This is a genomic window from Bradyrhizobium sp. 1200_D9_N1_1, assembly GCF_052075915.1.
Taxonomy (GTDB): Bacteria; Pseudomonadota; Alphaproteobacteria; order Rhizobiales; family Xanthobacteraceae; genus Bradyrhizobium; species Bradyrhizobium diazoefficiens.
Window position 1 is genome coordinate 3,517,256 of the sequence record NZ_CP197226.1, and the last position, 23,055, is coordinate 3,540,310.

Here is a 23,055-nt window from a genome sequence, read left to right on the forward strand (position 1 = left end):
GCGAGATCCTGTGCTTTGAGAAGTCGCCGCAATGCTCGATTGCTCTGCGTTGGCCCTCAACCACGAAGGATCGGGGCGGCCCGCTCAAATACGAGCGTCTCAGGCGGAAACCGGACGCTGGTCAGTACGTCCGACATGATCGAATAGCGAGGGGGGAGCCGGCCGGGGGATGCGATCAGCGCAATCGGTCGAGATCGCATCCCGGTGAGTGAATGAAACTAGCCGATCGCTGGTCTCTCCCTATTGCGGTCTTCCGGCATAAGCTTGATTCCCGATGGGTCCAGGATCGGTGAAAGGAGCATGTCGACCTTCAACGTGTTCACGCCGGCGCCCCACGTCAACCAGGGCATCGAATCCAGATACGGGATCGGCGGCAGCGCGATCGTCCCGAAAACCTGCCCCGACTCCGGCTTGCTGCGCGGGCCATCCACCCCCCAAGCCGCCAGCGACGGCAGGACCAGGACCGCTGTCATCGAGGCCGTTAGAATCCCGCGGACCACGCGCTGTCCGAAGGCTTGTTTGCGGTCCGCATGAGCGGAGACAATGGCTTGATCTCTGATCATCTCATCCTCCAATCGGTCGAAAACTGATCCAGGCGATCGTGAGAAGGCTGAGGGCGAACATGAGCCAATGCATTACAGTCGCCCCGCTCTTGCGCGATCGAGATTGCATGCGTGTGCTCATCTGGGTCTCCTTGTGCTTTGCGTTCCTTTCTCTTTTGGTTAGTGGTTGAGCCCGGCCGGTGGCGGCCGGGCTCGATCTTGACTAGAAGTCCATCGGCGGCGCTGCGGGCGCCGGCTCGGACTTCTTCGGCTTCTCGGCGATCAGCGCTTCCGTCGTGATCAGCAGCGCGGCGACGGAAGCCGCATCCTGCAACGCGGTGCGAACGACCTTGGCGGGATCGATCACGCCTGCCTTCGCCAGGTCCTGGTATTCGCCGCTGGCGGCATTGAAGCCCCAATTGTAGCTGGAGTTCTCCAGCAGCTTACCGACCACCAGCGAGCCGTCTTCGCCGGCGTTCTGCACAATCTGCCGCGCCGGCACCTGGATCGCGCGGCGCACGATGTCGACGCCGGCCTTCTGGTCGGCATTCACGGTCTTGATGGCATCGAGCGCCTTCAGGCCGCGCAGCAGCGCGACGCCGCCGCCGGGCAGGATGCCTTCCTCGACTGCCGCCCTGGTCGCGTGCATCGCGTCATCGACGCGATCCTTGCGTTCCTTGACCTCGACTTCGGTCGCGCCACCAACGCGGATCACCGCGACGCCGCCGGCGAGCTTCGCAAGCCGCTCCTGCAACTTCTCGCGATCGTAGTCGGAGGTAGTCTCCTCGATCTGCATCTTGATCTGGGTGACGCGGGCCTCGATGTCCTTCTTGGACCCCGCACCGTTGACGATGGTCGTGTTCTCCTTGTCGATGACGACCTTCTTGGCGCGGCCGAGCATCTTGAGCGTGACGTTCTCGAGCTTGATGCCGAGATCCTCCGAGATCGCCTGGCCACCCGTCAGGATCGCGATGTCCTCCAGCATGGCTTTGCGGCGATCGCCGAAGCCGGGCGCCTTCACGGCCGCGACCTTCAACCCGCCGCGCAGCCGGTTGACGACGAGGGTCGCGAGCGCTTCACCTTCGACATCCTCGGCAACGACGAGCAGCGGCTTGCCGGACTGCACGACGGCTTCGAGCAGCGGCAGCATGGACTGCAGGGTCGACAGCTTCTTCTCATGGATGAGGATGTAGGGGTCTTCGAACTCGACCCGCATCTTCTCGGCATTGGTGACGAAGTAGGGTGACGCATAGCCGCGATCGAACTGCATGCCTTCGACCACCTCGAGCTCGGTATCGAGGCTCTTGGCCTCCTCGACGGTGATGACCCCGTCGTTACCGACCTTCTGCATGGCGTCGGCGAGAAAGCGGCCGATCTCAATATCGCCATTGGCCGAGATGGTCGCGATCTGGGCGATCTCCTCGTTGGTGGTGACTTTCTTGGCGTGCGCCTTCAAATCATTGACGATGGCTTCTACGGCCAGATCGATGCCGCGCTTGAGGTCCATCGGGTTCATGCCGGCGGCGACGGATTTCGCGCCTTCCTTGACGATGGCCTGGGCCAGTACGGTCGCGGTGGTCGTCCCGTCGCCTGCGAGGTCACTCGTCTTGGAGGCGACCTCCCGCACCATCTGCGCGCCCATGTTCTCGAACTTGTCCTCCAGTTCGATCTCCTTGGCGACGGTCACGCCATCCTTGGTGATGCGCGGCGCACCGAAGGATTTCTCGATCACGACATTCCGCCCCTTGGGGCCGAGCGTGACCTTGACCGCATTCGCCAGCGTATCCACTCCCCGCAACACCCGGTCACGGGCGTCTGTGGAGAATTTCACTTCCTTGGCAGCCATGTTCGTTGCTCCTCTCTCCTCAATGACTGTCGGCTTCGCAAGTTGTGCTCAGGCGGCCTTTTTGACCGAGCCGGTCTTGTCGACCACGCCCAGAAGATCGCTCTCCTTCATGATCAAGTAGTCCTGGCCGTCGATCTTCACTTCAGTACCCGACCATTTGCCGAACAAAACGCGGTCTCCCGGCTTGACATCGATCGGGATCAACTGGCCTTGCTCGTTTCTGCCACCGGAGCCCGCGGCGATGATCTCGCCTTCCTGCGGCTTCTCCTTTGCGGTGTCGGGAATGATGATGCCGCCGGCGGTCTTTTCCTCGGCATCAATGCGGCGCACAAGCACGCGGTCGTGCAGCGGGCGGAAATGCATACACATCCTCCATGTCAGTTCAGCGATGTCCAAAAACCGGGTCCGGGCAACCGGCCCCCGGGCGAAAACGACCTAGGATCCGAAAAACGGCCGTTCAAGAGGTCTTTTAAAAATTTTTGTCACCCCGGCCGTCTGACTGCCAACCGCGGTCTTGAACGGCGGATTTGGCTCGACCAGTTAATTGGAAAGAGATCTTCCATTCATCGCCCTCGCTCCGGAGCTGACTGCGGATTGAGGCTTCAGCGAATGTAGAACCCGCCAAGAACGACGAACATGGACGACTATCGCGACGTGGTGACTGCTGGTCTGGCGGTGCTGTGCGCAGGTCTCATGTTGGTCGCCGGCCTCCTGTACATTCTGGGTTCGTCCGACGGGTCAAAACCGGCGGAGATTGAGCCGCCAAGCCCGCAAGTCGCTGCATCGAGTCCTTTGGAGATGGCGCCGGCGAAGCACCATTCGATCGCCAATTTCAGATGAAGGCAAACTGAGGCGCGGTGCCAGAAGCACCGGCGAGGTGCACGCATGGCCAGACCAAGCTCCGCTTGGGCTGCGCTCTTCAGCGGTTCAGGACCCAATAGACCAGGCTGAGCACTGCGCTCAAAAGCAAACATGTCATCAAAGGGAAATAGAACGTCATACTCTCCCGTTCGATCACGACGTCGCCGGGCAACCGACCCAGACCGATCCGGCTGAGATAAGGCCACAGCAGGCCGGCCATTAGACTTACAATGCCGAGAGTAATCAGAAAGCGCGCCATTGTTGCCGATCCTGCGGCTTGAAGATCAAAGGCCAATTTCAGATGCCTGGGTCGTCGTCGCTTCTTTTCCTGCTTTCGCTTAGCCTTCAACACGTCCGCTTGAGTGCGATAGGCCTTTGCCAAGTTAGGCGCCCCGCCGTGAGCGGGCCGACCACCTGCGCTCGAAGTCAGCTTGCCTTTCTGTCGACATGCTCGAAGGATGCTTCCGTAATCTGCGGCTCCTCGAGATCGAGTAGCGCGTCGATCACCTCCTGGAGATGGGAAGGCGTCGCCAGCAAGTTGCCTTTCGAGTGCTCCGTCTCAATCTGAGAGGCATGAAGAGCCCAGCGCCGCAGGATGTCGCGCTTTCGCGTTGGCGACAGATTGCTGTCCAGCAGCACCTGGTGCGGATCCGCGTAGCTCTCGGCAGGTTCAGCCCCAGGCCCGAACCCGTGGCGGATCACCTCCCGCCCAAGGGTCCGCTCAATCCATTCCAGCCGCCGGCGGCGCTGCTGGCTGGCGGCTGGGCCCTCAACGTCGGGATTGTCCGAAATCAGGCGCGGCTTCGCCCCCTGCGCCGGCAAGCCCTCCACTGAGTATTGCAGACCTTGGCGGCGCGCATATGCGATGGCGGCTTCGGCGGACGGGAACGAAAGTTCGACCTGCGAGAGGGGATCGTCGTCGCCGGTCCAACCCATCAGGGGTTCGATGTACGGGGCCGAGCGGCGCTCGAAACGCAGCGTCCAGCGCTGGGCGCGCGCACGTCCCGAAGTCATCGGCGAGGGGGTAGGCTTGTAGATCACGGCCTGCGCATCCGCCGGAAATACCGACTTCGTCACCACCGGCTCCGGGACGGGCCGGCGCGCCGTAAAGTCCGAATGTGCCGATAAAGGCGTGACGTTCATGAACGCCTCCTTCGAGCCGGGCGGGCGGGAGCTGGGCTCCCGTCCGCTTCGTCTTACTTTCCATTGATTGCGATCCTTTTCACCTTCCGCTGTTCCGTAGGCGACTTCGGCAGCGTGACGGTGAGGATCCCGTCCTTGAAGGACGCGGCGACTTTATCCTGGTCGACGTCGTCGACGGGAATGCGCCGCTCGAAACGTCCGTAGTAGCGCTCGCTGAAGCGACGCTCCTTGTCTTTCGTTTCGCTCTTCTTCTCGCCGCTGATCGTCAGCACGCCGTCGGCAAGTTCGACCTCGACGTCTTTCTGTTCGATGCCGGGAAGCTCGGCGATAACTTTCACTTCCTTGTCGGTCTCGTTGAACTCGACGCTCGGCCACCCCATTGTCGCCGGCGGGGCGAACTGGCCGATATCGACGCCGCGAAACACGTCGTCGAACAGCCGATTCATCTCGCGATGCAGCGAGAGAAACGGGTTGTCTACCTCGGTGCGTCGCGCAGGCAGATTGCGGGAGCCGTTGTTCCACGGAATGAGTTCGCGTAGTGCCATTGTGGTCCTCCTTTCTTGGGTTTGGTCGTCAATGGGCCAGCAGTCCGCAGCGCGGACCTAGCCGCGCAGCGGTTCGATGGGCAGCAGCCAGTGTCAGGCCGCCTGCGTCCGATCGCTCCTCTGGTGGTCGTTGCCGGCAACGTCGATCGCGATTTGACGCGGCTTCAGCGCCTCCGGCATTTCCCGAGTCAGGGCAATCCTGAGCAGGCCGTCTTCGAACGTCGCGTCCTTGACCTGGACGTAGTCGGCCAGGTTGAATACGCGCCGGAAGGGCCGGACGGAGATTCCACGATACAGGTAGTCGCGTTCATCCTCGTCGGTCTTGCGGCCTTCGACCGTGAGCGTCGAGCGCTCTGCGGTGATCGCCACGTCGTCCGGGGTGAAGCCGACCAGCGCCAGCGAAATCCGGTACTGGTCCTCGCTGGTGCGCTCGATATCATACGGCGGGTAAGTGTCGCCGTTGTCTACCGTATCGTTCACCAGATTTAAGAGGCGGTCGAACCCGATGGTCGAACGCCAGAAGGGTGATAGATCGTAGGTTCTCATAACCACATCCTCCTCTGAGCAATATGGATAGGAGCAACATCGGATTCTGCCCGATGGCGTCTGCCGGACCCGAGAGGCATCCGGCGCCACGCTCCCGCGTGGCTGCACAAAAACTAGGATGGGGCGATTTTGTTTCAAGAGGAGTGTAGGACAGAGAAGCGACCGGCCGACGGACCGGTCATGCCACACGAAGGCTCCTGGAAAGTCGAACATCGCCGCGTCGGCCGACGACGGGCAAAGACTCGGAGCGGGCCTCATGTAGCCCCGCCCTGGTGGCACTGCGGAAGCCCGTTATCTAGACGGCCCCGGATGGCTGAAAATTTTCCGGCCCTCCCTTGAAACCAAACTCGGTTTCTCTAATTTTCGAGTCGCCGCCGCAGGGCGGCTCTCCGGGCGCCTGACGGGCTCGGCGAATCCAGAGACGGGCACCGGTCGTGTCCGGTGCCGCTCGTAACCATTTTGCTCCGTGGAGGATCTGGCTATGGCAGTTACGACTTCTCACCGCTCTGGCGTTCGACCATCGGTTTCGACCGCCTTTTCGACCTCGCTGAATCCGCCCAGCGCGCGACCGAGGACAATTACCCGCCCTACAACATCGAACGGCTCGGCGACGATCGCTACCAGATTTCGCTCGCGGTGGCCGGCTTCTCTCCCGACGAAATCTCGGTGACGGCCGAGCAGAACGTCGTGACGATCGAGGGCAACAAGACGGACAAGACTGAACGCGAATTTATGTACCGCGGCATCTCGACCCGCGCGTTCAAGCGCCAGTTCAACCTGGCCGACTACGTTCAGGTCAAGAACGCGTCCTTCGACAACGGTCTGCTCAAGATCGAACTCGTCCGGGAGATTCCCGAGGCCATGAAGCCGCGACGGATCGCCATCAATGGAGCGACGCCGGACAACCTGCACAAGCTCGAATCCAGGGCGGCTTGAACCAGTACGTATTGCGGCGGCCCGGTCTACGGGCCGTCCATCCACTCGTCTTCGAAGGGAGGAAAACATGCGGCCGACGACCGCCACCGACAACGTCTTCGACTTCCAAGCGCTCCTGCACCCCGGCACCGTCTTCGAGCATCCCAAGGACGTGGTTAGGCATCCGTCGCTTTCGCTGGCCGAGAAGCGGGCGATCCTCGCCTCCTGGGCTTCCGACGCTTCGGCGATTGCGTCATGTCCGGGGCTTCGTGCGCCCCATGGACTGAAGGCGCCTGTCAGCATCGATGCCATCCTGGATGCATTATGCGATCTGGATGGCGGCCCACGCAATCCGCGCAATCCGCCCGGCGGAAAGCCAAAGCGACGGTTTTCCACGTCGCGGGTGCTGGCGGCGTGAGGAGGATCCCATGGAAGATATCCGTCTACCCCGTTACGTAATCGACCGTCTGGAGCAGCGCTGGACGAGCCGGTTGCAACAGGATGCGAAGACCTGGAGCATCGACAGAAAGAAGCCCGTGCAGGCGCGCCACGTCCAGACCGACGGCTCGCGGGTCATCCCCGCGCTCGGGGCCACTGAACTGGCGTCGGCCTTTAACGGGTGTGACTGGCTGTACGGGAGGAATGAATGAGGATCGCGCAGATTGCGCCGCTCTTCGAGAGCGTCCCGCCACGGCTGTATGGCGGAACGGAGCGGGTCGTTTCATATTTGACCGAGGAGCTGATCAGGCAAGGTCATCAGGTCACGCTTTTCGCCAGCGGCGATTCCATCACCTCCGCCGAACTCGTTCCGTGCGTGCCCCGGGCGTTGCGCCTCGATCCGGACGCCCGCGACCCGATCCCGCATCACGCGCTGATGCTCGACAAGGTGCGGGAGCGCGCTGACGATTTCGACATCCTGCACTTTCACGTCGACTACTTGCACTTTCCTCTGTTCCGATCGGAGTCCGGACGGGCAGTGACGACGCTGCATGGCCGGCAGGACCTTGCCGATCACATGCCGTTCTATCGCTGGTTTTCGGAGATGCCGCTGATCTCCATCTCCAACGCGCAACGGGCGCCATTGCCCAGCGCGAAATTCGTCGGAACCGTATATCACGGCATCCCGGTCGATCTTCACAAGTCGACCTGGACGTCGGCGGGCGGCTACCTTGCGTTTCTTGGTCGCATCTCGCCCGAGAAACGGCCCGACCGCGCCATTGCCATTGCGCGGGCTGCGGGCGTGCCGCTTAAGATTGCGGCGAAGGTTGATAAGGTCGACGAGGCCTACTTCCAGCAGGTCATCGCGCCACTCTTGAACGGGACGGACGTCGAGTTCGTTGGCGAGATCAACGAGAGCGCCAAGACCGAGTTTCTCGGCCGGGCGGCCGGATTGCTTTTCCCCATCGATTGGCCCGAGCCGTTCGGGCTGGTCATGATCGAGGCCATGGCCTGCGGAACGCCGGTGCTTGCCTTCCGCTGCGGATCGGTCCCGGAGATCGTCGAGGACGGGCTGACCGGGCGCATCGTCTCAAGCCTCGATGAGGCGGTGCAGGCCATTCCAGAGCTGTTGGCGTTGGACCGGAAAGCGATCCGGATGCGCTTCGAGGAGCGGTTCTCCTCCCGTCGCATGGCATCGGACTACGTGAAAATTTACCACTCCATTCTCCGTAGCCACGCTGCGCGGCAGACCAAGATTTCGGCCGTTGCCGCCTTATCCGCGAAGGCCGCGCGTAGTTTGGAAGGGTCGCCCGCGATAGGTCGGCTGGATGCGCTTGAACAGGTCATCATGCGACCCGAAGAAGGTCGTCGGAAGGGCGCAGCGGGGGCGAAGCAAAAACGAACTTCAGGATGTGGCGCGAGCCTGGGGCTGGAGGCCTGAATTCCGTCGGCGTCCTTGTCCGGCGATCGCCATCACAGGGCGCTAAGATCCGCACTCCCCGTGGCTGGTCCTGAGGCGTGTGCGGCCTAGTGCCGTGCAAGCTCCGACGATGCCGCCCCAGCCTTGCCTCCGTTCCACCCTTTTGATCACCGGCCGATGCCCTTCAGGACCTGCTGCATCTGCCGATCTACGTTTACGCGGTAGCCGCCGCTCGGCCCGCGTCAGTGATCCGGTATTCGATATCGCCAGATGGAAGCGGCTCGGTTTCCACGAGACCCAGCTCCACCAGCCGTGCCACGATCTCATGGTCGAACATCGGCGGGCTGACCCAGGATTCGCCGAGCAGCTTCCTCAAAAATTCGCGCTCCAGCTCGGCCAGCTCCATCCTCGAACTCCGCTCATCCAGAACAAGGCCACCGACGCTTTCAGCCAGGAACGGGGCCATCGTCCTCCCGTTGACTCCAGAAGACAACATCCGGGAGGTCAACATGACCATGGAAGATCGCGAGACCTTCAGCCTGATCGGAAGCGACAAGGTCGAGGGCACGAATGTCTACGGGGTCGACGGCGAAAAGGTCGGCTACGTCGAGCGCGTCATGATCGACAAGATCAGCGGCAAGGTGTCGTACGCGGTGCTGAGCTTCGGCGGCCTGCTCGGCATCGGCGACGATCACTATCCGCTGCCCTGGCAGGCGCTGAAGTACGACACCAACCTCGGCGGCTATGTCACCGGCATCACCCAGGACCAGCTCCGCGGCGCCCCCAAATATGCCGACGAGAGCAGTTGGAATTGGAGCGACCCCGCCACCACGCGCTCCGTGAACGCCTACTACGGCGTGCCGGTGGCTTGATACGGCGCACTTGGATGCCTGGCTACCTGACGGCGGAGGTTTGCCTGCTCAGATCCGCCCGGAGAACCGAGTGAAGGCGGTCAACCGCTGCACGCTGGGCTCGACGTCCCGCATGTAGATCTCCGTCCGCAGGAACGCGATCTCGTCGTCGAGAGCGGTCTCGTCGACGTCTATGAACCAGGACTTGGGTCGTCCGTCGCTGCCGTCGTTCCAGCGATAGCCCCTGCGCTTCAAGGAATCCTTGAGCTCGAACGCGGTCTGCTCCGCCCAGACCCGCAGGGTCGCCTTGCGCGCGGTCTCTAGCAGGAGCGCGAGCGCGGTCGAGCCCGTGGTCGGAAGCTCGAAGGCGAGGACTTCCAGCAGCGCGTGGCAGTCGTCGACGGCGCGGTGCGCCTGATGGAAGAAGCCCGCGCCGTGCAGCAGATAGCCGAGCTGCGATCCGGCGAAACCATGTTTGCGCCAGTCGATCTCGCTCATGCTGCAGCCCCAGGCCTTGTGCTCGAACACGGGCCAGTAGCGCTCCGCGAACCTCCTATCGAAAGCGCTGTTATGCGCGATCGTAATGACCCCGCTTTCGGCGAAGGCCGTTACGGCGGCATCATCGAATTTGTGGCCAGCAACCATTTCGTTGGTGATGCCGGTGAGTGCTGTCACTTCCTCTGAAATCGGGGCACTCGGCTCGTTGAAGGCGGAAAACGTGTCTCTGACGCCGACGATCCGCCCGTCCTGCATGTAGTCGAACTTGACCATGCCGAGCTCAATAATCTCGTCCTTGGCGTGATCGAGGCCCGTCGTCTCGGTGTCGAGCAGAATGCCGGTCCTGACCTCTTGGCCGATGGTTGGGACGTACGTCGGCCGGGCGACGAGGCGACGAAGCACGCGGTAGTCGGGCGACAGGCTCAAGGCCTGGGCCATCGCTGCCAGATCGGTCGGCTCGTGAAGCATCGGTGCTCGGGATTTCGGCTGTCCAACAGCGGTGTGACATAAGACAGCTGCATGAGGTACCAGAAAAACAGGCGATTCACGGCGTTTTCGACTCGTCCCGGTCCGGTCCGGTCTGGATGGGGGTCGCCGATAATCGAGAATCTTTGCAGGCCGACTGCGAATGAGACCCATGTGAAACCTTCGGCGGCTACTCCGTCCCGTACCTTCATCGAACGGAGCAACTGCAATGACACCCCGACGTAGCGACTTCGCCGCATTCGTCCTCGACCTTCTCGATTTCATCGAGGAGAAAGTCGACGAGGCTCTCGAGAACGATACCTCGCGGAGAGGGGCGGTGGCCGAGGCCGCAGGCGCCGTCCCCGTGCTGCGCGGCCGCCTGCGCGAGAACGAGCCGGTGCAAGCGCAGTTCATGGTGGTCTTCGACGAACAGCTTTACGAACCGCAGGCGTCGCGGTGGTGGGCCGAGTTCGCCGGCATGGACGGTCCGGCGTTCGAGACCCGAGCCGCCGATCTGAAGAGGTGGGTCGCGACGCTGCGCAAGGTCGCGGCGGCGGGTGCGGGGCCGTCGTAGCCGATTTCGACGCCCGGGCCCGACTCGGATAGCCTGGCGCCGGACGAGGAAGCGCGGACCAAGCGGATGACCGCCGAGCCGAAGCCGACGAGACCTGCGAAGAAGGAGCGCCGGCGCCGGCTGCCGGAGGAGTTCGTCGACTACGTCGTCGAGATCGACGGTTGGGACTGGGGCTACTCGTTTTCGCTCAACATGGAGCGCCAGCCGATCGATCCCTACCACGAATTCCGCCATCTCCAGATCAAGGGGCGGCTGCTACGGCCGGCGGGACTGAAGACCGACAGGGCGGAGATCTCGCTGCTGCCTTCGTCCGACCTCGAAGAGGAGCGGCGCAAGGACCTGAAGCCGATCGCGCTCGGGTCGCTCAGTGCCACCGAGGACGCCATCTTGGGCAACATCGGAATCCCGTGGGACGCGCTGACGCCGATCCTGCAGATGCTGATCGCCGGCCGGTTCAAGTTCGTCCTGATGCGGGGCACCCGGTTTCGGCATCGTAGCGCCAGGCTGAACAGCCTGCGGATCGAGACCAAGCTGACCGAGGACGACGTGCCGCTCGAAGAGGAGCCGACGACCTGACGGCTATGCGTCCGACAGGGATGCGGCTTCCGTTGCGAGGGCCGGTCAGGCCTCGCCCGGTCCGGAGAAGATCGAGGCCGGCGGCGTGGTGCGCGGTGCGGGCAGTGGACGCTCGGGCGGCGTGGGTCGCGATTCCTGACCGCCCTTCGCATCGTACCGCTTGGCCAGCTCCAGCAGGCGCCGCCTGGTGAACGGGTCGGCCTTCTCGGCAAGAGTCCGGACCCGATGCGCGAGACCCCGATAGAACTCCTGCTCCATGACGCACCCCACACGACATCGCTGCGGCGAGTTGAGTGGCCCGTGTCCGGGGAGTCAAGCAGCGCGAGCGCCATGGCGGTCTCGGACAACTTTGCGCGATCCGCTTGTGCCGGCGAGGCTGCCGGAACTAGAGTGGCCATCGCAGGGGAAATCAGATGGCGGTGCTCTATCCGGTCAGGAAGGCCTGCCCGCATGCGGCAAGCCGATGACGGCTTTGCCCGACGAAGCCGTCGAGAGGCGCTTGCGCTACGCGTTTGCACCAATTGCGACGACGACCCGCTGCACGATCCGACGGCCCGCAAGTGGGCGGACGGCCCGCTGCGCCCGCCGGCCAAGTAGCGCCCGAACGAAATCGGCACCGGTATTCGAGGGGGCTCGGAGGTAGATTGTCGAAAGCGCTGCCGTGGGGGCGCGCTGGATGCTTGGGCAAGCGGAGACAGACCGAAAGAAGGCTAAGAACCATGAACCGCACTGAGCGCAAGAAAGAATCCGACTGGACCATCGGATCCGGTAACGTGTTCGCCGATCTAGGGCTTCCGAACCCAGATGAGGAGATGCTCAAGTCCACGCTCGTCGGCAAACTCTCCGATGTGATTGACGCCCGCGGGCTGACGCAAGCAAAGGCCGGCGAAATCATGGGGCTGGCGCAGCCTAAAGTTTCCGAACTTCTCAACGGAGGGTTCGGTACCTACAGCATCGACCGCCTCTACCGCTACCTCACGCGTCTCGGCGTAAAGGTTTCGATTACCCTGGAAAACTAGCCCAATTGGGCACAGGGAAGCGTCGAAGTGCTGGACGCGCTGGAGCACGAAATCGGGCGCGCACTCGCGCCCGGGATTGAGGCGTCTGCGCTCCGCCGTACCCGCAGGTCACAAGGCGCTGAGATCGTCCGGCACTTCGCCGAACTTCCGGATCACTTTGGCGTCGCCGAACTCGCCGCTCGACGGGTCGCCGGTCCGCGAGAAGGCGACCGCGCCCATGATGCCGGGCTTGCGCGAGAGCGCCTCGGCGCGCATCACGGCGGCGTTCGCCGAGAGGCACTCGGTCGCCTCGCCGGCGGCGAATCCGTCGTCGGCGGCCATGAAGGGCAGGGCGACGTAGTAGGTGACGTCCATCGCAGTTACTCCTTGCGATCGCGCGACCGATCGAACCGGCCTCGCGCATAGCCGGTAGAGACCGATGCCCGAAGCGCGTCGAGCTCGGCCTCGAGAAAATTTACGGTCACCAGCAGCGCCTTCACCGCCTCCCGGACGTCTCCGCCGCAGGCCTCGATGGCCTGGTCGGCGGCGATCTCAAGGTCGCCCTCGGCGGGCGCGGCGGGTTCGGCAGCGGCGGACATGCCTCTATGTTCTTGATTTGTTCCACGAGAGTCAACGGGTGTGCGCTGGATTTCCGCTGGCGCTGGCCGTCCGTGCGGATGAATCTTCGCCGGGGAAGGTGTCCTTGTCGGAACTGGCCCCGCCCGTTCGTCTTGAATCCAGGCCTTCCCCAACGGAGTTCTGCGTACATGGCCCCGCGTGCCAACTGGAAAGGTTTCCTGCGTCTGTCCCTGGTGACCTGTCCGGTGGCGCTCTATCCGGCCACCTCCGAGTCCGAGAAGATCTCGTTCAATCAGCTCAACCGGCAGACCGGCCACCGCATCAAGTACCTGAAGGTCGACGCCGACACCGGCGACGAGGTGCCGAACGAGGACATCGTCAAGGGCTATCAGCTCGAGAAGGACCAGTTCATCGAGGTCACCAAGGAGGAGCTCGAAGAGATCGCGCTGGAGTCGACCAGGACGATCGAGATCGACGAGTTCGTCGACAAGGCGGACATCGACCCGAGATACTTGATCCGCCCCTACTACCTGCGTCCCGACGGCAAGGTCGGCCATGACGCCTTCGCGGTGATCCGCGAGACCATCCGCGATATGGACAAGATCGCGATCGGCAGGGTCGTGCTGACCAACCGCGAGCACATCATCGCACTCGAGCCGCTGGACAAGGGACTTGTCGGCACGCTGCTGCGCTACCCCTACGAAGTACGTTCGGAGCAGGAGTATTTCGAGGATATCCAGCAGGTGAAGCTGACGAAGGACATGCTCGATCTCGCCAAGCACATCGTGAACCAGAAGACGGGTCGGTTCGAGCCGGAGAAATTCGAGGACCACTACGAAACCGCGCTGATCGACCTCATCAACCAGAAGCGCGCCGGCAAGCCGATCACGCCGAAGGAGCGGCCCGCCGCCCGCAACGTCGTCGATCTCATGGAGGCGCTGCGCCGAAGCGTGGGCCAGGAGGCCGCGCCGGCGAAGGCCGGCAAGCCCGCCAAGAACGCGCGCAAGGCGTCGAGCGGCCAGAAGGAAATGCTGATGCCGATCGAGGGCAAAAAGCCGAAGGAGACGGCGGCGAAGAAGGCGTCGGCCCGGCCGCAACGCAGGTCCGCTTAGAACGGGCCCGCTTCCGTCCCCTCTCTTTTGATCGAACGCGGAGATCCGACAGCTCCGTTGATCTTCTATGCGATATGCTCGATAGTTCGGCCAGAACCAGGGAGCAGCGGGGCTGGCCGTGGCTGAACTAGGATTGCCCGAGACGCAATATGCGCAGAGTGGCGATTTCAGCATCGCCTACCAGGTGATGGGTAACGGGCCGATCGACATAGTCCTGGTCCCCGGCATCATCTCGCATATCGACTATCAACATGAGCTGCCGGGCTACACGCAGGTTCTTCGCCGGTTGGCCAAGTTCTCCAGGGTCATCGCCTTCGACAAAAGAGGGCAGGGCCTCTCGGACAGGCTGGCCGACGTACCCTCTCTCGATGAGCGTATTGATGATGTCCGCGCGGTCATGGATGCGGTCGGCTCTCAGCGTGCCGCGCTGGTCGGATTCTCCGAGGGCGCCTCCATGAGCGTTCTGTTCGCGACCACCTACCCGGACCGTGTATCTCACCTGGTTCTGTTCGGCGGGCTTGCTCGCGTCGCCGATCTTTTTCCGCCCAACCTGACCCCGTCGGCCGCCGAGGAAAGGCTGGCAAATCTTGTGAAACGTTGGGGGAATGGAGCGTTTCTGGGAAACGTCTTCGCGAGCGACGCCTCCAATCCGGAGGCTGTCGCGCGCATCGCCAAGTTCGAGAAGCTGGCGAGCAGTCCGGGCGCCGCACCGGGCGACGGACGCGCAGGTGCCGGTCGCCCTGGGCCGTCGTATGGCGGCGGGAATCCCCGGCGCGAAGTACATCGAATATCCGACCGGCGATCACGCGTTCTGGACCGGCGATACCGAGACAGTGGTCGGCGATATCGAGGAGTTCGTGACAGGCCACCGCGATGCGGGAGCTGCCGACCTGGAGCGCATCCTCGCGACCGTCATGTTCACGGACATCGTAGATTCGACGCGGCAGGCAGCCGAGGTCGGCGACCAGCGGTGGCGAAGCCGGCTGGACCAGCATGACGCGCTCGCCCGACAGTTGATCGAGCGACATCGCGGCAATCTGGTGAAGACCACCGGCGATGGGGTGCTCGCGACGTTCGATGGGCCGGGCCGGGCTATCCGCTGCGCGTTGTCGTTCAGCAATGCTGCCCGGCAGATCGGTCTTCCGGTGCGGGCGGGTCTGCATACCGGAGAGATCGAGATGAGAGGGGGCGACATCGGCGGCATCGCGGTCCATGCCGCGGCCCGCGTCATGTCCCAGTCCGGCCCTGACGAGGTGCTGGTCTCGCGCGTAGTGACCGACCTCGTCGCGGGTGCAGGACTGCGGTTCAGCGAACGCGGTTCGTATGAGCTGAAGGGGCTGCCGGGTAAGTGGGATCTTTTCGCGGCCGCCGGCTAGTTCTGGGCTGGCATCGAAGGATTAACCATCCCGATTTCGGCAGCAAAAAATCGCGCCATCGAAAAGGCAGCCAGCATCGATCGATGGCTGTCGTCGCCTGCCCTGCCGCCGCCCGCTAGAGGCCGGCCGGGAGGCGCCACCTCGTTGCGTTGATCCCGTCGTCCGCTTCCAGAACCGAATCGAAGTCAATACATCACAGATCTTCGCGCAAACCCTTGAAAAAGGGGTGGCGGACCTTTCCTTCCGCAGACTTTGCGCGGTACTCAATTTCGGCGAGCAGCTTTGGCTCGACCCAGACGCCCTTGTGGGCAATGCGCTTGGCGTAGGGCTGCGTCTTCCGGATCAGGGGTCTCAGTCGCTTCTGCAGGTCGGCGGCGGAAGCCTTGTCGAAGCCGTGGTCGACTTTGCCGGCGTAGACCAGGTCGCCGCCCTTGCGCCGGCCAAGGTAGATGCCGTCCCACTTGCCCTCGTCGAGAGCGAAGCCGGCGATGGCCAGCGTCTCCCGCTGGGCGCACGTCTTCTTGACCCAAGCGTTGCCGCGCCCGCTCGCATAAGCGCTGTCGCGCACCTTCGAAACCACGCCTTCGAGGCCGAGCTTGCAGGCGTGCGCGAACATCGCCTTCCCGTCGATCTCAAAGCTTTCGCTGAATTGCACGTCGGTGCCAGCGATGATCTTCTTGAGCTCGGCCTTGCGACGGAGCAGCGGCTCCTTCCGGATGTCGCGGCCGTTCAGGTAGAGCAGGTCGAACGCCACCAGGACGATGCTCTTCGAGGAGCCCTAGAGCTCGTTCTGCAGTACGGAGAAGTCGGTGCTGCCGTCTGCTGCCGGCACCACGATTTCGCCGTCGATGATGGCCGATCCGGCCTTAATGTGCCAGGCATCATCCGCCGCTTTGCGAAAGCGATTCGTCCAGTCGTGCCCGCGCCGGGTGAAGATCGTGATCGCCTGGTTGGCCAGGTGGACCTGGACGCGGTAGCCGTCGAAACTTGATTTCGTGAATCCACCGCGCTCCGGACGGCACCTTCTCGATCGAGGATGCCAGGGCCGGTTCGACGAAGCCCGGGAAAGGCGCCTTGACACCGATCGCCGGTTTTCCTCGCGGCAACGCCACTCGCGAACTCCACGCAACACCAACGGTGATTCAAACTGGCACAGCTGCGTTCGTTCCGGAACATGTGAATCCTATGCCGCGTTGGACCTTCATCGACTCAACGGCAAGGAGGACTAAATGGCGACAGCGAAGAAGACGGCGCGCGGGCGCAAGCAGGACCGGGCTCGGGTGGCCGGCGGGCAGGACTACGAGGTCGGTACGAAGCGAAGAAGACGGGCCGTTCCGCTCCGGCGGTGAAGAAGGCCGTCAAGAAGGTCAGAAGCTCCAGGAAGCGGGTCGAGAAGCGTCTCGGTCGCTGAAGCCGCGGCCTATTCCGGCGGGCAGTCGGGACAGGTATCGCCGATCGAGTCCAGCACGTCGCGAACCTCGGCGAGCGCCTCTTCCGGAGAGACGCCCCGCGGCGGCTCCCGGCGGGCGAGATCGAGCGCACGCTGGCGGGCATGCGGATCGGCCCGGTCCCGCATCCACCCGTGCTCCTCGCATTCGTGGATGGCGCCGGCCTCCTGCAGCACGTTGATCGCCCACCCGCGCAGCGTCCGGATCGCCGGCCGTTGTCGTTCCTTCGTCATCAGCATCGAGATCGCTCCTGCCGGGACGAATCCTTCAGCCCGCCCGCTCGTTCCGGGCGGTTAGCACGGGCCAGGGATTCGCGATCGCGGTAGCTCCGGCTGTCCACGTGTTCCGCCGACCTGCACGCAGCGGCTCCTAGGCGGTCAAAGGCGGGATCCTCCTTTTCGCCTGTCGCGACGATCTTCAGGGCGCCGTCGGGTTCGGGCACCAACGAGAGTGACCGCGAGCTTGGAGCCGCCGTGATGGCAGCGCCGTGATCCGTAGATTCACGGAATCCAAAAAAAGCGCGGACGAGCTATTTGTCCTTGTAGCACCGGGGCTGGCGCATTTCATCGCTGTTCATATTTTTCCGGTGGGCCGCAGGCCGTGCGTCTGCGGCCATTTTGCGTCCGGACCCTGACGATACGACGCAGAGTCTCGCTTTTCCTTTTTCGTCGTCATCGATGTGGGCTCGAATGCGAGCCGCCGCCACCGATCCGTTCGTGTGTGTTCCGCGCCTTCGCGCAGGCAAGGCCCGAAGGGTCCGATCCGTAAGGCGTCCTCGATCTCGTCTATTCGTCTAGCTGATGACATCCCGCGCAAATCGTGATTGGGCTTCGCCTCGGGAAGTGCGGGGATTCGGATGAGCTTTCGGAATTTGATGATCTTGTCGGGCGCGGCGTTGGGCGTGCTCTTCGTAGCCGGCGTCGCCGACGCCGGCTACGTCCAGTCGTGGCTGGATTCCAAGGGCGGCTGCCAGCCCGGGCCGTTGCAGCTCATGGAAGGTTACGTGCGGCCGGGAGATAGAGCCTTCCTCGGGCGTCCGGCGGACGCATGGACCGATGAAGACCTCGACGAATTCGTGAGCGTCTATTCGGCATGCGTTCGACGGAATGCGATATTCGCTCTCGGTACGGCAAACCCGACTCCCGAGAAGATCGAAGCGCACATCTCGCAGACGGTTTCGCGCCTGAAGCGGAACTTCATCGAACCGGCGCGGGCCCAAGCGACGGCCGAGCGGGCGGGGATGGAGGCGAAGCGCAAGCTTGCGGAGGAGCAGGTCCTCCGGGAGCAGGAACAGCTCGCGAAGCAGGCTGAGCGTGACAGGGAGGCGGCCGCGGAAGCTCGTCGGCTCGCCGAAGATCGTGCCCGTCGGGAACGAGAGCGGCTGCAGGAACAGGCCAAGCGCGACCGTGAGGCCGCCGAGGAGGCGCTGCGGCGGGCCGAGGTCGAGGAGCCGAAGATCGCCGAAGTGGCGAAGGAGGCCGAGGCGGCCAGGCAAGCGCGACAGGCGGCCGAGCAGCGGCTTGCGGAGATCAGAGGTCGCGTGGATGTGCAGGAGAAGGCGCGCCGCGAGGCGATTGCCGGGCAGCGGGCCGCGGAGCTCTCTCAGCGGAAGGAGCTCGGTGGCGGCGCCAAAAGCGCAAAGCTGGGAATCGTCGCCGGCGACTTTCATCTCAGGTTCAACGAGATGGCGGCTTCCATGAATTTTGACCTGCGGGCCACGAGCCTGGGCTGCGCCGCCATGGTGAAGACCGCGTGCCGCTTCAAGGTGAACGAACGGATTTTCGTGACCACGGCATCGGAGAACGACGATCCGCTGGCAACCGAAATCACCGTTCTGCACAATCCGGACGGCACCGTCTCGGTGGCCACGGTACAGGCGGTGACGACCTTCATGATCGTAGCACGGATGCTGAACCCGACGGGTGACCGCCAGAAGCAGGGCGAGTTGGTGATTTCGTTGCTCAATGGCCTGAAGGACAAGACGGAGAGCGAGGCCGAGTTCGATCGGGTCCACTTTCTGCTGATGAAGAACGCAGTGGGGCTATTCTTCATCGCGGACCCCGCGGTCGGGTATTAGCGCGCGAGGCGCGAATCCGGTTCGCCCTTTTAGCCGCTTTCGCGGAGTTGATGGCGCCGTCCCCAAAGGGCCGTTGAAATGCCTCGTTGGCTCGGGAGAACGCGGCGGCATCACTACGGAATGCTCGACATCCAGGCACGGGGCGTGACGACGATCGGTGGACGGCGGCCGCGGCAGAAAGAGAAACTTGATGCGATATCTCGCTACGGTGGTTTGCGTTTGGCATCCCGAGACCGACGAACTCCTCTTCGAAGGCGCGAGCCAGACGCTGAGCGTCGAAGCCGCCCGCGCTGTGGTCGGCACTGACTTCCCGGAAGATCCGGAGCCGATGGCTGCCTATCCGGTGAGTGCCGAACACGGCCGGGCGCTGCTCGGCACGATGGGCCTCCGCTTCGATGGCGAAGGGGAGTTTCAGGTGTCTCGCGAGCCGGTGAAGATGGCTGTCGGCTCCAGGGTCAGGCATTAGCCCTAAGCGAAGGCGAGGGGCAGGTGCTGGGCCGACCGCCGGATAAATAATTCGGCGGCAGGGGACGCAGCCATGGCGATGCTGAACGCGATGCGAAAGACGTGTCCGGTCTGCGGCGCCCCGATGAGGCGCGTCGCGGACGAGACTGAAGACGGCCGGCGGGAGCGCTATGTTTGCGCAGAGTGCGACGGGATCGACCCGCTCCATGATCCGGGCGCCCGCGGCTGGGCCGAGAGCCCGCTGCGGCCGCCGAGCAATTCGTAACGCGCAAGGTTGGCGGCAAAGAAGACGACGGCGAGGCCCCAACGGAAGTCGGCTTGATTGCCTTTGCTCGATTGCCGTATGGGAGTTGGTTTGAAATCGAGCGACAGAATGCTGCCGGCAACAGCGAAGTTGGCTATCGAGATAAACGGCGTCCTGGTGCCGTTCAAAAGCGCGCCAGATGCGCTGAGGCGCTTTTGTGTGCCTGCTTTTGTTCATTCCGAGGAGGGGCCTGTTGATCTTGCGGTGTTCGGCTCTGCATTCGTGTTCAGGTACCGTGGACGGAATTTCGCCCTCTGTACTCGCCATCAATTCGGAAAAGGATCCCTGCAGAGGCGTGGCGAGGATTTCACGCTGACGTTCCGCGACGTCAAAGGGCAGCTTCACGGGTTGAACCCCAATCGGATCACCAAATTGAGCTTCAAAGCCGAAGAGCATGCGAACTTCGGCGATCTGTTCCTTGCCGAATTTGAAGATGTGCGGGGTGAGTTCAACATAAGGGGCGCAGCGCTGTCGCTCGACCTGGAGCGTACGTTGGACACATGTCCGCCCGATCGATTGAAGCTGATGTTTACGTTCGGGTATCCGCTTGATGAGGCCGCCTACGACATCGTCTTCGATGAAGAGCACGTAGCCGTGGCTGCGGACGTGGTCGCGCGCTGGATGAGGGTTTACCTGCAGTTGGACGGACCGGCGCTCATGGATACGGAAAATCGACGTCCAATGGTGCCAGACCGTCGCGATCCTGCGGAGCCAGACGATCCGAATGGCTTCAGTGGAGCACCGGTCTTCTTCATCGGCTTGGATGACGGCAACTTCGCCTACGTTGGCTTCGCCGGCATCATCACCGACGCTCGGCGAGGCAGGTACATGGTTTACGACGGGAAGATCATCAAACAGGTTCTCGATCGTTATGTGGACACCGAGGAACCCGCACCTCCCGCCGTTGCGGGATCATAGCTTGGGTGCGCATTCCGGACAGATGTCGCCGATCGAATCCAGGACATCGGGCACCTCGGCCACGGCCTCCTCCGGAGAAACGCCGGACGGCTGATGCTGCCGTGCGATATCCACGCCGCGCTCCCGGCGTGCGGGTCGGAACGATCCTGCATTCGGCCGTGTTGCTCGCACCCGTGGATGACCCGGTCTCCTGCAGCACGGAGATCGCCCAGCCGGGCAGCGTCCGGATCGGCGGTCGTCGTTCCTTCGTCGTCATCATCGAGAGCGCTCCTGCCTGGACGAATCCTTCCGCCCTCCTGCTCGTTCCGGGCGGTTGGCACGGGTCAGGGATTCGCAATCGACAGAGCTTCGGCTTGTCCACGTGTTCCGTTCGCATACAGGAGGCCCTCGATGATGATCGGCGCCATCGGGGACGGCGAGCGCATGGTCTTCGATCTAGAACTCCTCGCGCGGAAAGGCGCCGCGGCATCGGTTCATGCGACCGCCCGCGCCTCGAGGCTTGCGCCCAAGCGCTTTCGCAATTCCTCCGCTGCGGCGACGAGCGCACCGGCGCGATGTCGGACGGGATCCTTCGGGTCGAGTTCCGAGATCTTCTTCTCGCCGAGATAGACCGAAACCTGGCTGCCGCCCCGCTTCGACGGATGCGCCAACCATCCGAGTATCTGACTTCGGTCGATCAGTCCCTTGTCGGCGGCGAACGACAGCGCCGCGGACGGCGTCGGCCCGAGCGCGATGTAGTGCGCATCGCGGGCGAGGCGGGACAAGGTCGGCAGGAAGTCCCGCTCGAAGCAACGGCGCAGCAGTTCGACACGCAGGATTTCCTCGAACGATCCGGCGAACGGCTTGCCGCCTACGAAGGCCGCATGCGGGACGACCGACGTCGCGTGAAGCAAATCGGCTCGGCCCGCCCAGAGTTCGGCGGCCCGGCCGCCTGCGACGAGGTCCATGACACCCATCGCATCGAGCATGCGCTCGAGATTTGGACGCATGGCCGGTCCGCCGAAGGCCGCATGCTTCTTCGTTCTGCGGAGGATTTCCTCGTCTGTCAGTCCTCGGCGCAGCAGCAGCTTCGCCTCCACGTAGGCGTCGTCGCGCTGCTTCGGTCCGGGCGTGATGCCCACGATCACCAACCGCGCCTCGGTGTTTACGTGCTCGAACGGCACGTATTCGAGAGAGTAGCGCCCCTCCGAGCCGATGAGCAGCGGCGCGGCGTCTTTGCCGGATTTCGCGATGGCGTTTTTGAATGTGGCGGCGATTTCCATTTCGAGCCCCCCTTGGTTGCGATGATCCTGTCAGCGGCGCCGGAAGCGTTCCTGCTTGTGCGCGGCGGTCACCAGGAGACCGTTGTCGCCGACGACCGCGTACACGCCGAGCCAGCGCTCGACGAGCTTCAAGCCGCGGTCTCCGCCCAGGTGATGGCGGAGCCGCTTGATTGCCGTCTTGTCGAACATCAGCCGCTCCGCTCCGTTGGCGCGCGAAGCCGACCCGAACTGCATCAACAGGTCGACGACGAGCGGCGGAATGGCGCGCTGCTGCAGGCGCGCCCGCGAATGCACGGTCAGCGGCAAATCGCTGATTGCCTCGGCATGCATCAGCAGCCTCCCTTCGAAGAGCGGAGGGTGACTTCTAGGGCCTTGCCGACGAACAACGGGACATCCAGATCCAGAGCCTTGGCGATCCGGCCGGCGCGATCGGCGTCGAAGTCGAAGGACCCGTCCAACCAAGGCTGCACATCCGTCGCCGCCCAGCCCAGATCTGCCGCAAGTCGAGCGGCGGCACCGCCGCCTGCGATGCTTTCGACGAGACGCGCGAACTCCTTCGGCGTTTCGGCGTCCCGGATCGCACGTGCCAGGAAGCGATCGTCCGCAGCACGCTCGGGCCAAGGCACGAATCCGCGGCGTCCGGACAACCACCGCTTGGCTTCCGCGAAGTCGACCGCCACCGGCTTCGATCCCGGAATGGTCTTCAGACGTGCCTCGGTCTTGTCCGAGATCGCCATGCGCACGGCGCCCTCGCTCATGTTGGCGAGCAAGGCCAGCTCGCGGGTCGTGAACTTCGCGGATTCGTCGCCCGCCCATTCGAGCTTCCATCTGGCGAGAGCGGCGTCCGCGACGGCGCGGCAGCAGCCCTCCGGCGTCATGAACCGGTGCATCTCGCCACCCGACGAGATGCCTCCGACGCGAGGCGTGCCTTCCATGAAGACCTGGAGATCCTGCACTTCGTGCTCGCCGAACGTGTTCAGGCGACTGCGATTGAACACGAATTCGTAGGCCCGCTCGAACGAGGCCGTGATGTCGGCGAACAGCGAAAGGTCGACCTTCGAGGCTGGTTCGTGGACGTACTCGCCCTTGTCGCCGGGCGGAAAGCCGATGAACGCCGCCGCTTTGGCGGCGCCCGAACTGATCAGGACGTGGTCGGCTTCGAACAGGAAGATCGTCCGCAGCTCGTCGAGCATCTGCTCCTTGGTAAATTCGGCCATTTCAGCTCCATGCAAATATGCAAATCATTGTGCATGGTCTGTATGAACGAGAAATCGACCTGAGGCAAGAGGAATATGC

Annotated in this window: 30 protein-coding genes and 3 pseudogenes; 16 read left to right on the forward strand and 17 right to left on the reverse strand. The window is 63.3% G+C overall.

The window, feature by feature from the left end; genetic code table 11:
* Positions 1 to 218: 218 nt before the first annotated feature.
* From AB5K84_RS16770 to groES, 3 genes are all read right to left on the reverse strand, one after another.
* Positions 219 to 563, reverse strand: coding sequence for a hypothetical protein (locus AB5K84_RS16770; RefSeq protein WP_110117335.1), 345 nt, complete (start codon positions 561 to 563; stop codon positions 219 to 221).
* A 202-nt stretch (positions 564 to 765) separates the two neighbouring features.
* Positions 766 to 2,388, reverse strand: coding sequence for a chaperonin GroEL (groL, locus tag AB5K84_RS16775; RefSeq protein ID WP_011087983.1), 1,623 nt, complete (start codon positions 2,386 to 2,388; stop codon positions 766 to 768).
* Between the two features lie 48 nt (positions 2,389 to 2,436).
* Entirely contained in the window at positions 2,437 to 2,751 is a 315-nt protein-coding gene (gene groES / locus AB5K84_RS16780; protein WP_028171493.1) for a co-chaperone GroES, read from the reverse strand.
* A 273-nt stretch (positions 2,752 to 3,024) separates the two neighbouring features.
* On the opposite strand from groES, the gene AB5K84_RS16785 reads away from it, so the two are divergent.
* Positions 3,025 to 3,228, forward strand: coding sequence for a hypothetical protein (locus AB5K84_RS16785; RefSeq protein ID WP_011087980.1), 204 nt, complete (start codon positions 3,025 to 3,027; stop codon positions 3,226 to 3,228).
* 79 nt (positions 3,229 to 3,307) lie between these two features.
* Here AB5K84_RS16785 and AB5K84_RS16790 read toward each other — a convergent pair whose 3' ends face one another.
* From AB5K84_RS16790 to hspE, 4 genes are all read right to left on the reverse strand, one after another.
* Positions 3,308 to 3,631 carry a DUF2905 domain-containing protein gene (locus AB5K84_RS16790; RefSeq protein ID WP_231166505.1) on the reverse strand — a complete coding sequence of 108 codons (324 nt, stop codon included), beginning with the start codon at positions 3,629 to 3,631 and terminating at the stop codon, positions 3,308 to 3,310.
* 44 nt (positions 3,632 to 3,675) lie between these two features.
* On the reverse strand, positions 3,676 to 4,392 hold the full coding sequence (locus AB5K84_RS16795) for an ETC complex I subunit (RefSeq protein WP_011087978.1): 717 nt from the start codon (positions 4,390 to 4,392) through the stop codon (positions 3,676 to 3,678).
* 53 nt (positions 4,393 to 4,445) lie between these two features.
* Positions 4,446 to 4,937 carry an Hsp20/alpha crystallin family protein gene (locus AB5K84_RS16800; protein ID WP_011087977.1) on the reverse strand — a complete coding sequence of 164 codons (492 nt, stop codon included), beginning with the start codon at positions 4,935 to 4,937 and terminating at the stop codon, positions 4,446 to 4,448.
* A gap of 93 nt (positions 4,938 to 5,030) precedes the next feature.
* A complete protein-coding gene (gene hspE, locus AB5K84_RS16805; RefSeq protein ID WP_028160471.1) occupies positions 5,031 to 5,483 on the reverse strand; it encodes a small heat shock protein HspE in 453 nt (150 codons plus the stop codon).
* Between the two features lie 459 nt (positions 5,484 to 5,942).
* Between hspE and hspD the strand changes: the two genes are divergently transcribed.
* The 4 genes from hspD (at position 5,943) to AB5K84_RS16825 (ending at position 8,277) form a co-directional block, all read left to right on the forward strand.
* Entirely contained in the window at positions 5,943 to 6,419 is a 477-nt protein-coding gene (hspD, locus tag AB5K84_RS16810; RefSeq protein WP_441232793.1) for a small heat shock protein HspD, read from the forward strand.
* Positions 6,420 to 6,486: 67 nt separating this feature from the next.
* Positions 6,487 to 6,816 carry a hypothetical protein gene (locus tag AB5K84_RS16815; RefSeq protein WP_011087974.1) on the forward strand — a complete coding sequence of 110 codons (330 nt, stop codon included), beginning with the start codon at positions 6,487 to 6,489 and terminating at the stop codon, positions 6,814 to 6,816.
* Positions 6,817 to 6,826: 10 nt separating this feature from the next.
* On the forward strand, positions 6,827 to 7,048 hold the full coding sequence (locus tag AB5K84_RS16820; RefSeq protein WP_028160473.1) for a hypothetical protein: 222 nt from the start codon (positions 6,827 to 6,829) through the stop codon (positions 7,046 to 7,048).
* Positions 7,045 to 8,277 (forward strand): glycosyltransferase family 4 protein, encoded by a 1,233-nt coding sequence (locus tag AB5K84_RS16825; protein ID WP_441232545.1) that lies wholly within the window; start codon positions 7,045 to 7,047, stop codon positions 8,275 to 8,277. Before AB5K84_RS16820 ends, AB5K84_RS16825 begins: the two co-directional genes overlap by 4 nt.
* Before the next feature lie 193 nt (positions 8,278 to 8,470).
* Here the strand turns inward: AB5K84_RS16825 and AB5K84_RS16830 are convergent, their stop codons facing one another.
* Complete coding sequence (locus AB5K84_RS16830) at positions 8,471 to 8,722, reverse strand: hypothetical protein (RefSeq protein ID WP_231166504.1); 252 nt, start codon at positions 8,720 to 8,722, stop codon at positions 8,471 to 8,473.
* 43 nt (positions 8,723 to 8,765) lie between these two features.
* Here AB5K84_RS16830 and AB5K84_RS16835 point away from each other — a divergent pair, with 43 nt between their 5' ends.
* Entirely contained in the window at positions 8,766 to 9,128 is a 363-nt protein-coding gene (locus AB5K84_RS16835; protein ID WP_304548181.1) for a PRC-barrel domain-containing protein, read from the forward strand.
* Positions 9,129 to 9,176: 48 nt separating this feature from the next.
* Here the strand turns inward: AB5K84_RS16835 and AB5K84_RS16840 are convergent, their stop codons facing one another.
* Positions 9,177 to 10,073 (reverse strand): 3'-5' exonuclease, encoded by an 897-nt coding sequence (locus AB5K84_RS16840; RefSeq protein WP_110116618.1) that lies wholly within the window; start codon positions 10,071 to 10,073, stop codon positions 9,177 to 9,179.
* Positions 10,074 to 10,299: 226 nt separating this feature from the next.
* Here AB5K84_RS16840 and AB5K84_RS16845 point away from each other — a divergent pair, with 226 nt between their 5' ends.
* Together AB5K84_RS16845 and AB5K84_RS16850 are read left to right on the forward strand one after the other, a co-directional pair.
* Entirely contained in the window at positions 10,300 to 10,644 is a 345-nt protein-coding gene (locus AB5K84_RS16845; RefSeq protein WP_110116617.1) for a hypothetical protein, read from the forward strand.
* Positions 10,645 to 10,710: 66 nt separating this feature from the next.
* Complete coding sequence (locus AB5K84_RS16850; protein ID WP_110116616.1) at positions 10,711 to 11,220, forward strand: hypothetical protein; 510 nt, start codon at positions 10,711 to 10,713, stop codon at positions 11,218 to 11,220.
* A 45-nt stretch (positions 11,221 to 11,265) separates the two neighbouring features.
* Here AB5K84_RS16850 and AB5K84_RS16855 read toward each other — a convergent pair whose 3' ends face one another.
* The gene (locus AB5K84_RS16855) at positions 11,266 to 11,478 is read right to left on the reverse strand and encodes a hypothetical protein (RefSeq protein ID WP_110116615.1); all 213 of its coding nucleotides are present in this window, start codon (positions 11,476 to 11,478) and stop codon (positions 11,266 to 11,268) included.
* A 461-nt stretch (positions 11,479 to 11,939) separates the two neighbouring features.
* Between AB5K84_RS16855 and AB5K84_RS16860 the strand changes: the two genes are divergently transcribed.
* Positions 11,940 to 12,239 (forward strand): helix-turn-helix domain-containing protein, encoded by a 300-nt coding sequence (locus tag AB5K84_RS16860; RefSeq protein ID WP_110116614.1) that lies wholly within the window; start codon positions 11,940 to 11,942, stop codon positions 12,237 to 12,239.
* Between the two features lie 108 nt (positions 12,240 to 12,347).
* Here the strand turns inward: AB5K84_RS16860 and AB5K84_RS16865 are convergent, their stop codons facing one another.
* Together AB5K84_RS16865 and AB5K84_RS16870 are read right to left on the reverse strand one after the other, a co-directional pair.
* A complete protein-coding gene (locus tag AB5K84_RS16865) occupies positions 12,348 to 12,593 on the reverse strand; it encodes a hypothetical protein (RefSeq protein ID WP_110116613.1) in 246 nt (81 codons plus the stop codon).
* A gap of 5 nt (positions 12,594 to 12,598) precedes the next feature.
* On the reverse strand, positions 12,599 to 12,817 hold the full coding sequence (locus tag AB5K84_RS16870; RefSeq protein WP_110116612.1) for a hypothetical protein: 219 nt from the start codon (positions 12,815 to 12,817) through the stop codon (positions 12,599 to 12,601).
* A gap of 168 nt (positions 12,818 to 12,985) precedes the next feature.
* Between AB5K84_RS16870 and ku the strand changes: the two genes are divergently transcribed.
* From ku to AB5K84_RS16885, 3 genes and pseudogenes are all read left to right on the forward strand, one after another.
* A complete protein-coding gene (ku, locus tag AB5K84_RS16875) occupies positions 12,986 to 13,909 on the forward strand; it encodes a non-homologous end joining protein Ku (RefSeq protein WP_110116611.1) in 924 nt (307 codons plus the stop codon).
* Between the two features lie 187 nt (positions 13,910 to 14,096).
* A pseudogene (locus tag AB5K84_RS16880) lies at positions 14,097 to 14,603 on the forward strand (alpha/beta fold hydrolase); the annotation flags it as partial.
* A gap of 34 nt (positions 14,604 to 14,637) precedes the next feature.
* The gene (locus tag AB5K84_RS16885) at positions 14,638 to 15,285 is read left to right on the forward strand and encodes an adenylate/guanylate cyclase domain-containing protein (RefSeq protein WP_441232546.1); all 648 of its coding nucleotides are present in this window, start codon (positions 14,638 to 14,640) and stop codon (positions 15,283 to 15,285) included.
* A gap of 193 nt (positions 15,286 to 15,478) precedes the next feature.
* Here AB5K84_RS16885 and ligD read toward each other — a convergent pair.
* A pseudogene (ligD, locus tag AB5K84_RS16890) lies at positions 15,479 to 16,397 on the reverse strand (non-homologous end-joining DNA ligase).
* 117 nt (positions 16,398 to 16,514) lie between these two features.
* Between ligD and AB5K84_RS16895 the strand changes: the two are divergent.
* Positions 16,515 to 16,696 (forward strand): annotated as a pseudogene (locus tag AB5K84_RS16895) (DUF3606 domain-containing protein).
* A gap of 9 nt (positions 16,697 to 16,705) precedes the next feature.
* On the opposite strand, the gene AB5K84_RS16900 reads toward AB5K84_RS16895, so the two are convergent.
* Complete coding sequence (locus tag AB5K84_RS16900; RefSeq protein ID WP_110116609.1) at positions 16,706 to 16,972, reverse strand: hypothetical protein; 267 nt, start codon at positions 16,970 to 16,972, stop codon at positions 16,706 to 16,708.
* A 617-nt stretch (positions 16,973 to 17,589) separates the two neighbouring features.
* Here AB5K84_RS16900 and AB5K84_RS16905 point away from each other — a divergent pair.
* The 3 genes from AB5K84_RS16905 (at position 17,590) to AB5K84_RS16915 (ending at position 20,497) form a co-directional block, all read left to right on the forward strand.
* Entirely contained in the window at positions 17,590 to 18,810 is a 1,221-nt protein-coding gene (locus tag AB5K84_RS16905) for a hypothetical protein (protein WP_110116607.1), read from the forward strand.
* Positions 18,811 to 19,000: 190 nt separating this feature from the next.
* Positions 19,001 to 19,276 carry a hypothetical protein gene (locus AB5K84_RS16910; RefSeq protein ID WP_110116606.1) on the forward strand — a complete coding sequence of 92 codons (276 nt, stop codon included), beginning with the start codon at positions 19,001 to 19,003 and terminating at the stop codon, positions 19,274 to 19,276.
* A 372-nt stretch (positions 19,277 to 19,648) separates the two neighbouring features.
* Positions 19,649 to 20,497 (forward strand): hypothetical protein, encoded by an 849-nt coding sequence (locus tag AB5K84_RS16915; RefSeq protein ID WP_110116604.1) that lies wholly within the window; start codon positions 19,649 to 19,651, stop codon positions 20,495 to 20,497.
* A gap of 473 nt (positions 20,498 to 20,970) precedes the next feature.
* Here the strand turns inward: AB5K84_RS16915 and AB5K84_RS16920 are convergent, their stop codons facing one another.
* Genes AB5K84_RS16920 through AB5K84_RS16930 form a run of 3 tightly spaced genes read right to left on the reverse strand, consistent with a single transcriptional unit; the run spans position 20,971 to position 22,952 of the window.
* Entirely contained in the window at positions 20,971 to 21,759 is a 789-nt protein-coding gene (locus AB5K84_RS16920) for a hypothetical protein (protein WP_110116603.1), read from the reverse strand.
* A 30-nt stretch (positions 21,760 to 21,789) separates the two neighbouring features.
* A complete protein-coding gene (locus AB5K84_RS16925) occupies positions 21,790 to 22,089 on the reverse strand; it encodes a hypothetical protein (protein WP_110116602.1) in 300 nt (99 codons plus the stop codon).
* Positions 22,089 to 22,952, reverse strand: a complete 864-nt coding sequence (locus tag AB5K84_RS16930) for a hypothetical protein (RefSeq protein ID WP_162603643.1) — start codon at positions 22,950 to 22,952, stop codon at positions 22,089 to 22,091. The genes AB5K84_RS16925 and AB5K84_RS16930 overlap by 1 nt, the downstream gene beginning before the upstream one ends.
* Positions 22,953 to 23,055 lie beyond the last annotated feature (103 nt).

Bases quoted from the DNA above. Each gene is read 5' to 3' on its own strand.
- AB5K84_RS16910 (WP_110116606.1), top strand. From the start codon at position 19,001: ATGCGATATCTCGCTACGGTGGTTTGCGTTTGGCATCCCGAGACCGAC.
- AB5K84_RS16850 (WP_110116616.1), top strand. From the start codon at position 10,711: ATGACCGCCGAGCCGAAGCCGACGAGACCTGCGAAGAAGGAGCGCCGG.
- AB5K84_RS16770 (WP_110117335.1), bottom strand. From the start codon at position 563: ATGATCAGAGATCAAGCCATTGTCTCCGCTCATGCGGACCGCAAACAA.
- AB5K84_RS16920 (WP_110116603.1), bottom strand. From the start codon at position 21,759: ATGGAAATCGCCGCCACATTCAAAAACGCCATCGCGAAATCCGGCAAA.
- AB5K84_RS16845 (WP_110116617.1), top strand. From the start codon at position 10,300: ATGACACCCCGACGTAGCGACTTCGCCGCATTCGTCCTCGACCTTCTC.
- AB5K84_RS16855 (WP_110116615.1), bottom strand. From the start codon at position 11,478: ATGGAGCAGGAGTTCTATCGGGGTCTCGCGCATCGGGTCCGGACTCTT.
- AB5K84_RS16825 (WP_441232545.1), top strand. From the start codon at position 7,045: ATGAGGATCGCGCAGATTGCGCCGCTCTTCGAGAGCGTCCCGCCACGG.
- AB5K84_RS16860 (WP_110116614.1), top strand. From the start codon at position 11,940: ATGAACCGCACTGAGCGCAAGAAAGAATCCGACTGGACCATCGGATCC.
- AB5K84_RS16930 (WP_162603643.1), bottom strand. From the start codon at position 22,952: ATGCTCGACGAGCTGCGGACGATCTTCCTGTTCGAAGCCGACCACGTC.
- AB5K84_RS16800 (WP_011087977.1), bottom strand. From the start codon at position 4,937: ATGGCACTACGCGAACTCATTCCGTGGAACAACGGCTCCCGCAATCTG.
- AB5K84_RS16865 (WP_110116613.1), bottom strand. From the start codon at position 12,593: ATGGACGTCACCTACTACGTCGCCCTGCCCTTCATGGCCGCCGACGAC.
- AB5K84_RS16835 (WP_304548181.1), top strand. From the start codon at position 8,766: ATGACCATGGAAGATCGCGAGACCTTCAGCCTGATCGGAAGCGACAAG.
- AB5K84_RS16840 (WP_110116618.1), bottom strand. From the start codon at position 10,073: ATGCTTCACGAGCCGACCGATCTGGCAGCGATGGCCCAGGCCTTGAGC.
- AB5K84_RS16795 (WP_011087978.1), bottom strand. From the start codon at position 4,392: ATGAACGTCACGCCTTTATCGGCACATTCGGACTTTACGGCGCGCCGG.
- AB5K84_RS16925 (WP_110116602.1), bottom strand. From the start codon at position 22,089: ATGCATGCCGAGGCAATCAGCGATTTGCCGCTGACCGTGCATTCGCGG.
- AB5K84_RS16815 (WP_011087974.1), top strand. From the start codon at position 6,487: ATGCGGCCGACGACCGCCACCGACAACGTCTTCGACTTCCAAGCGCTC.
- AB5K84_RS16905 (WP_110116607.1), top strand. From the start codon at position 17,590: ATGAGCTTTCGGAATTTGATGATCTTGTCGGGCGCGGCGTTGGGCGTG.
- ku (WP_110116611.1), top strand. From the start codon at position 12,986: ATGGCCCCGCGTGCCAACTGGAAAGGTTTCCTGCGTCTGTCCCTGGTG.
- AB5K84_RS16870 (WP_110116612.1), bottom strand. From the start codon at position 12,817: ATGTCCGCCGCTGCCGAACCCGCCGCGCCCGCCGAGGGCGACCTTGAG.
- groL (WP_011087983.1), bottom strand. From the start codon at position 2,388: ATGGCTGCCAAGGAAGTGAAATTCTCCACAGACGCCCGTGACCGGGTG.
- AB5K84_RS16900 (WP_110116609.1), bottom strand. From the start codon at position 16,972: ATGCTGATGACGAAGGAACGACAACGGCCGGCGATCCGGACGCTGCGC.
- AB5K84_RS16820 (WP_028160473.1), top strand. From the start codon at position 6,827: ATGGAAGATATCCGTCTACCCCGTTACGTAATCGACCGTCTGGAGCAG.
- AB5K84_RS16915 (WP_110116604.1), top strand. From the start codon at position 19,649: ATGCTGCCGGCAACAGCGAAGTTGGCTATCGAGATAAACGGCGTCCTG.
- AB5K84_RS16830 (WP_231166504.1), bottom strand. From the start codon at position 8,722: ATGGCCCCGTTCCTGGCTGAAAGCGTCGGTGGCCTTGTTCTGGATGAG.
- AB5K84_RS16785 (WP_011087980.1), top strand. From the start codon at position 3,025: ATGGACGACTATCGCGACGTGGTGACTGCTGGTCTGGCGGTGCTGTGC.
- hspE (WP_028160471.1), bottom strand. From the start codon at position 5,483: ATGAGAACCTACGATCTATCACCCTTCTGGCGTTCGACCATCGGGTTC.
- groES (WP_028171493.1), bottom strand. From the start codon at position 2,751: ATGCATTTCCGCCCGCTGCACGACCGCGTGCTTGTGCGCCGCATTGAT.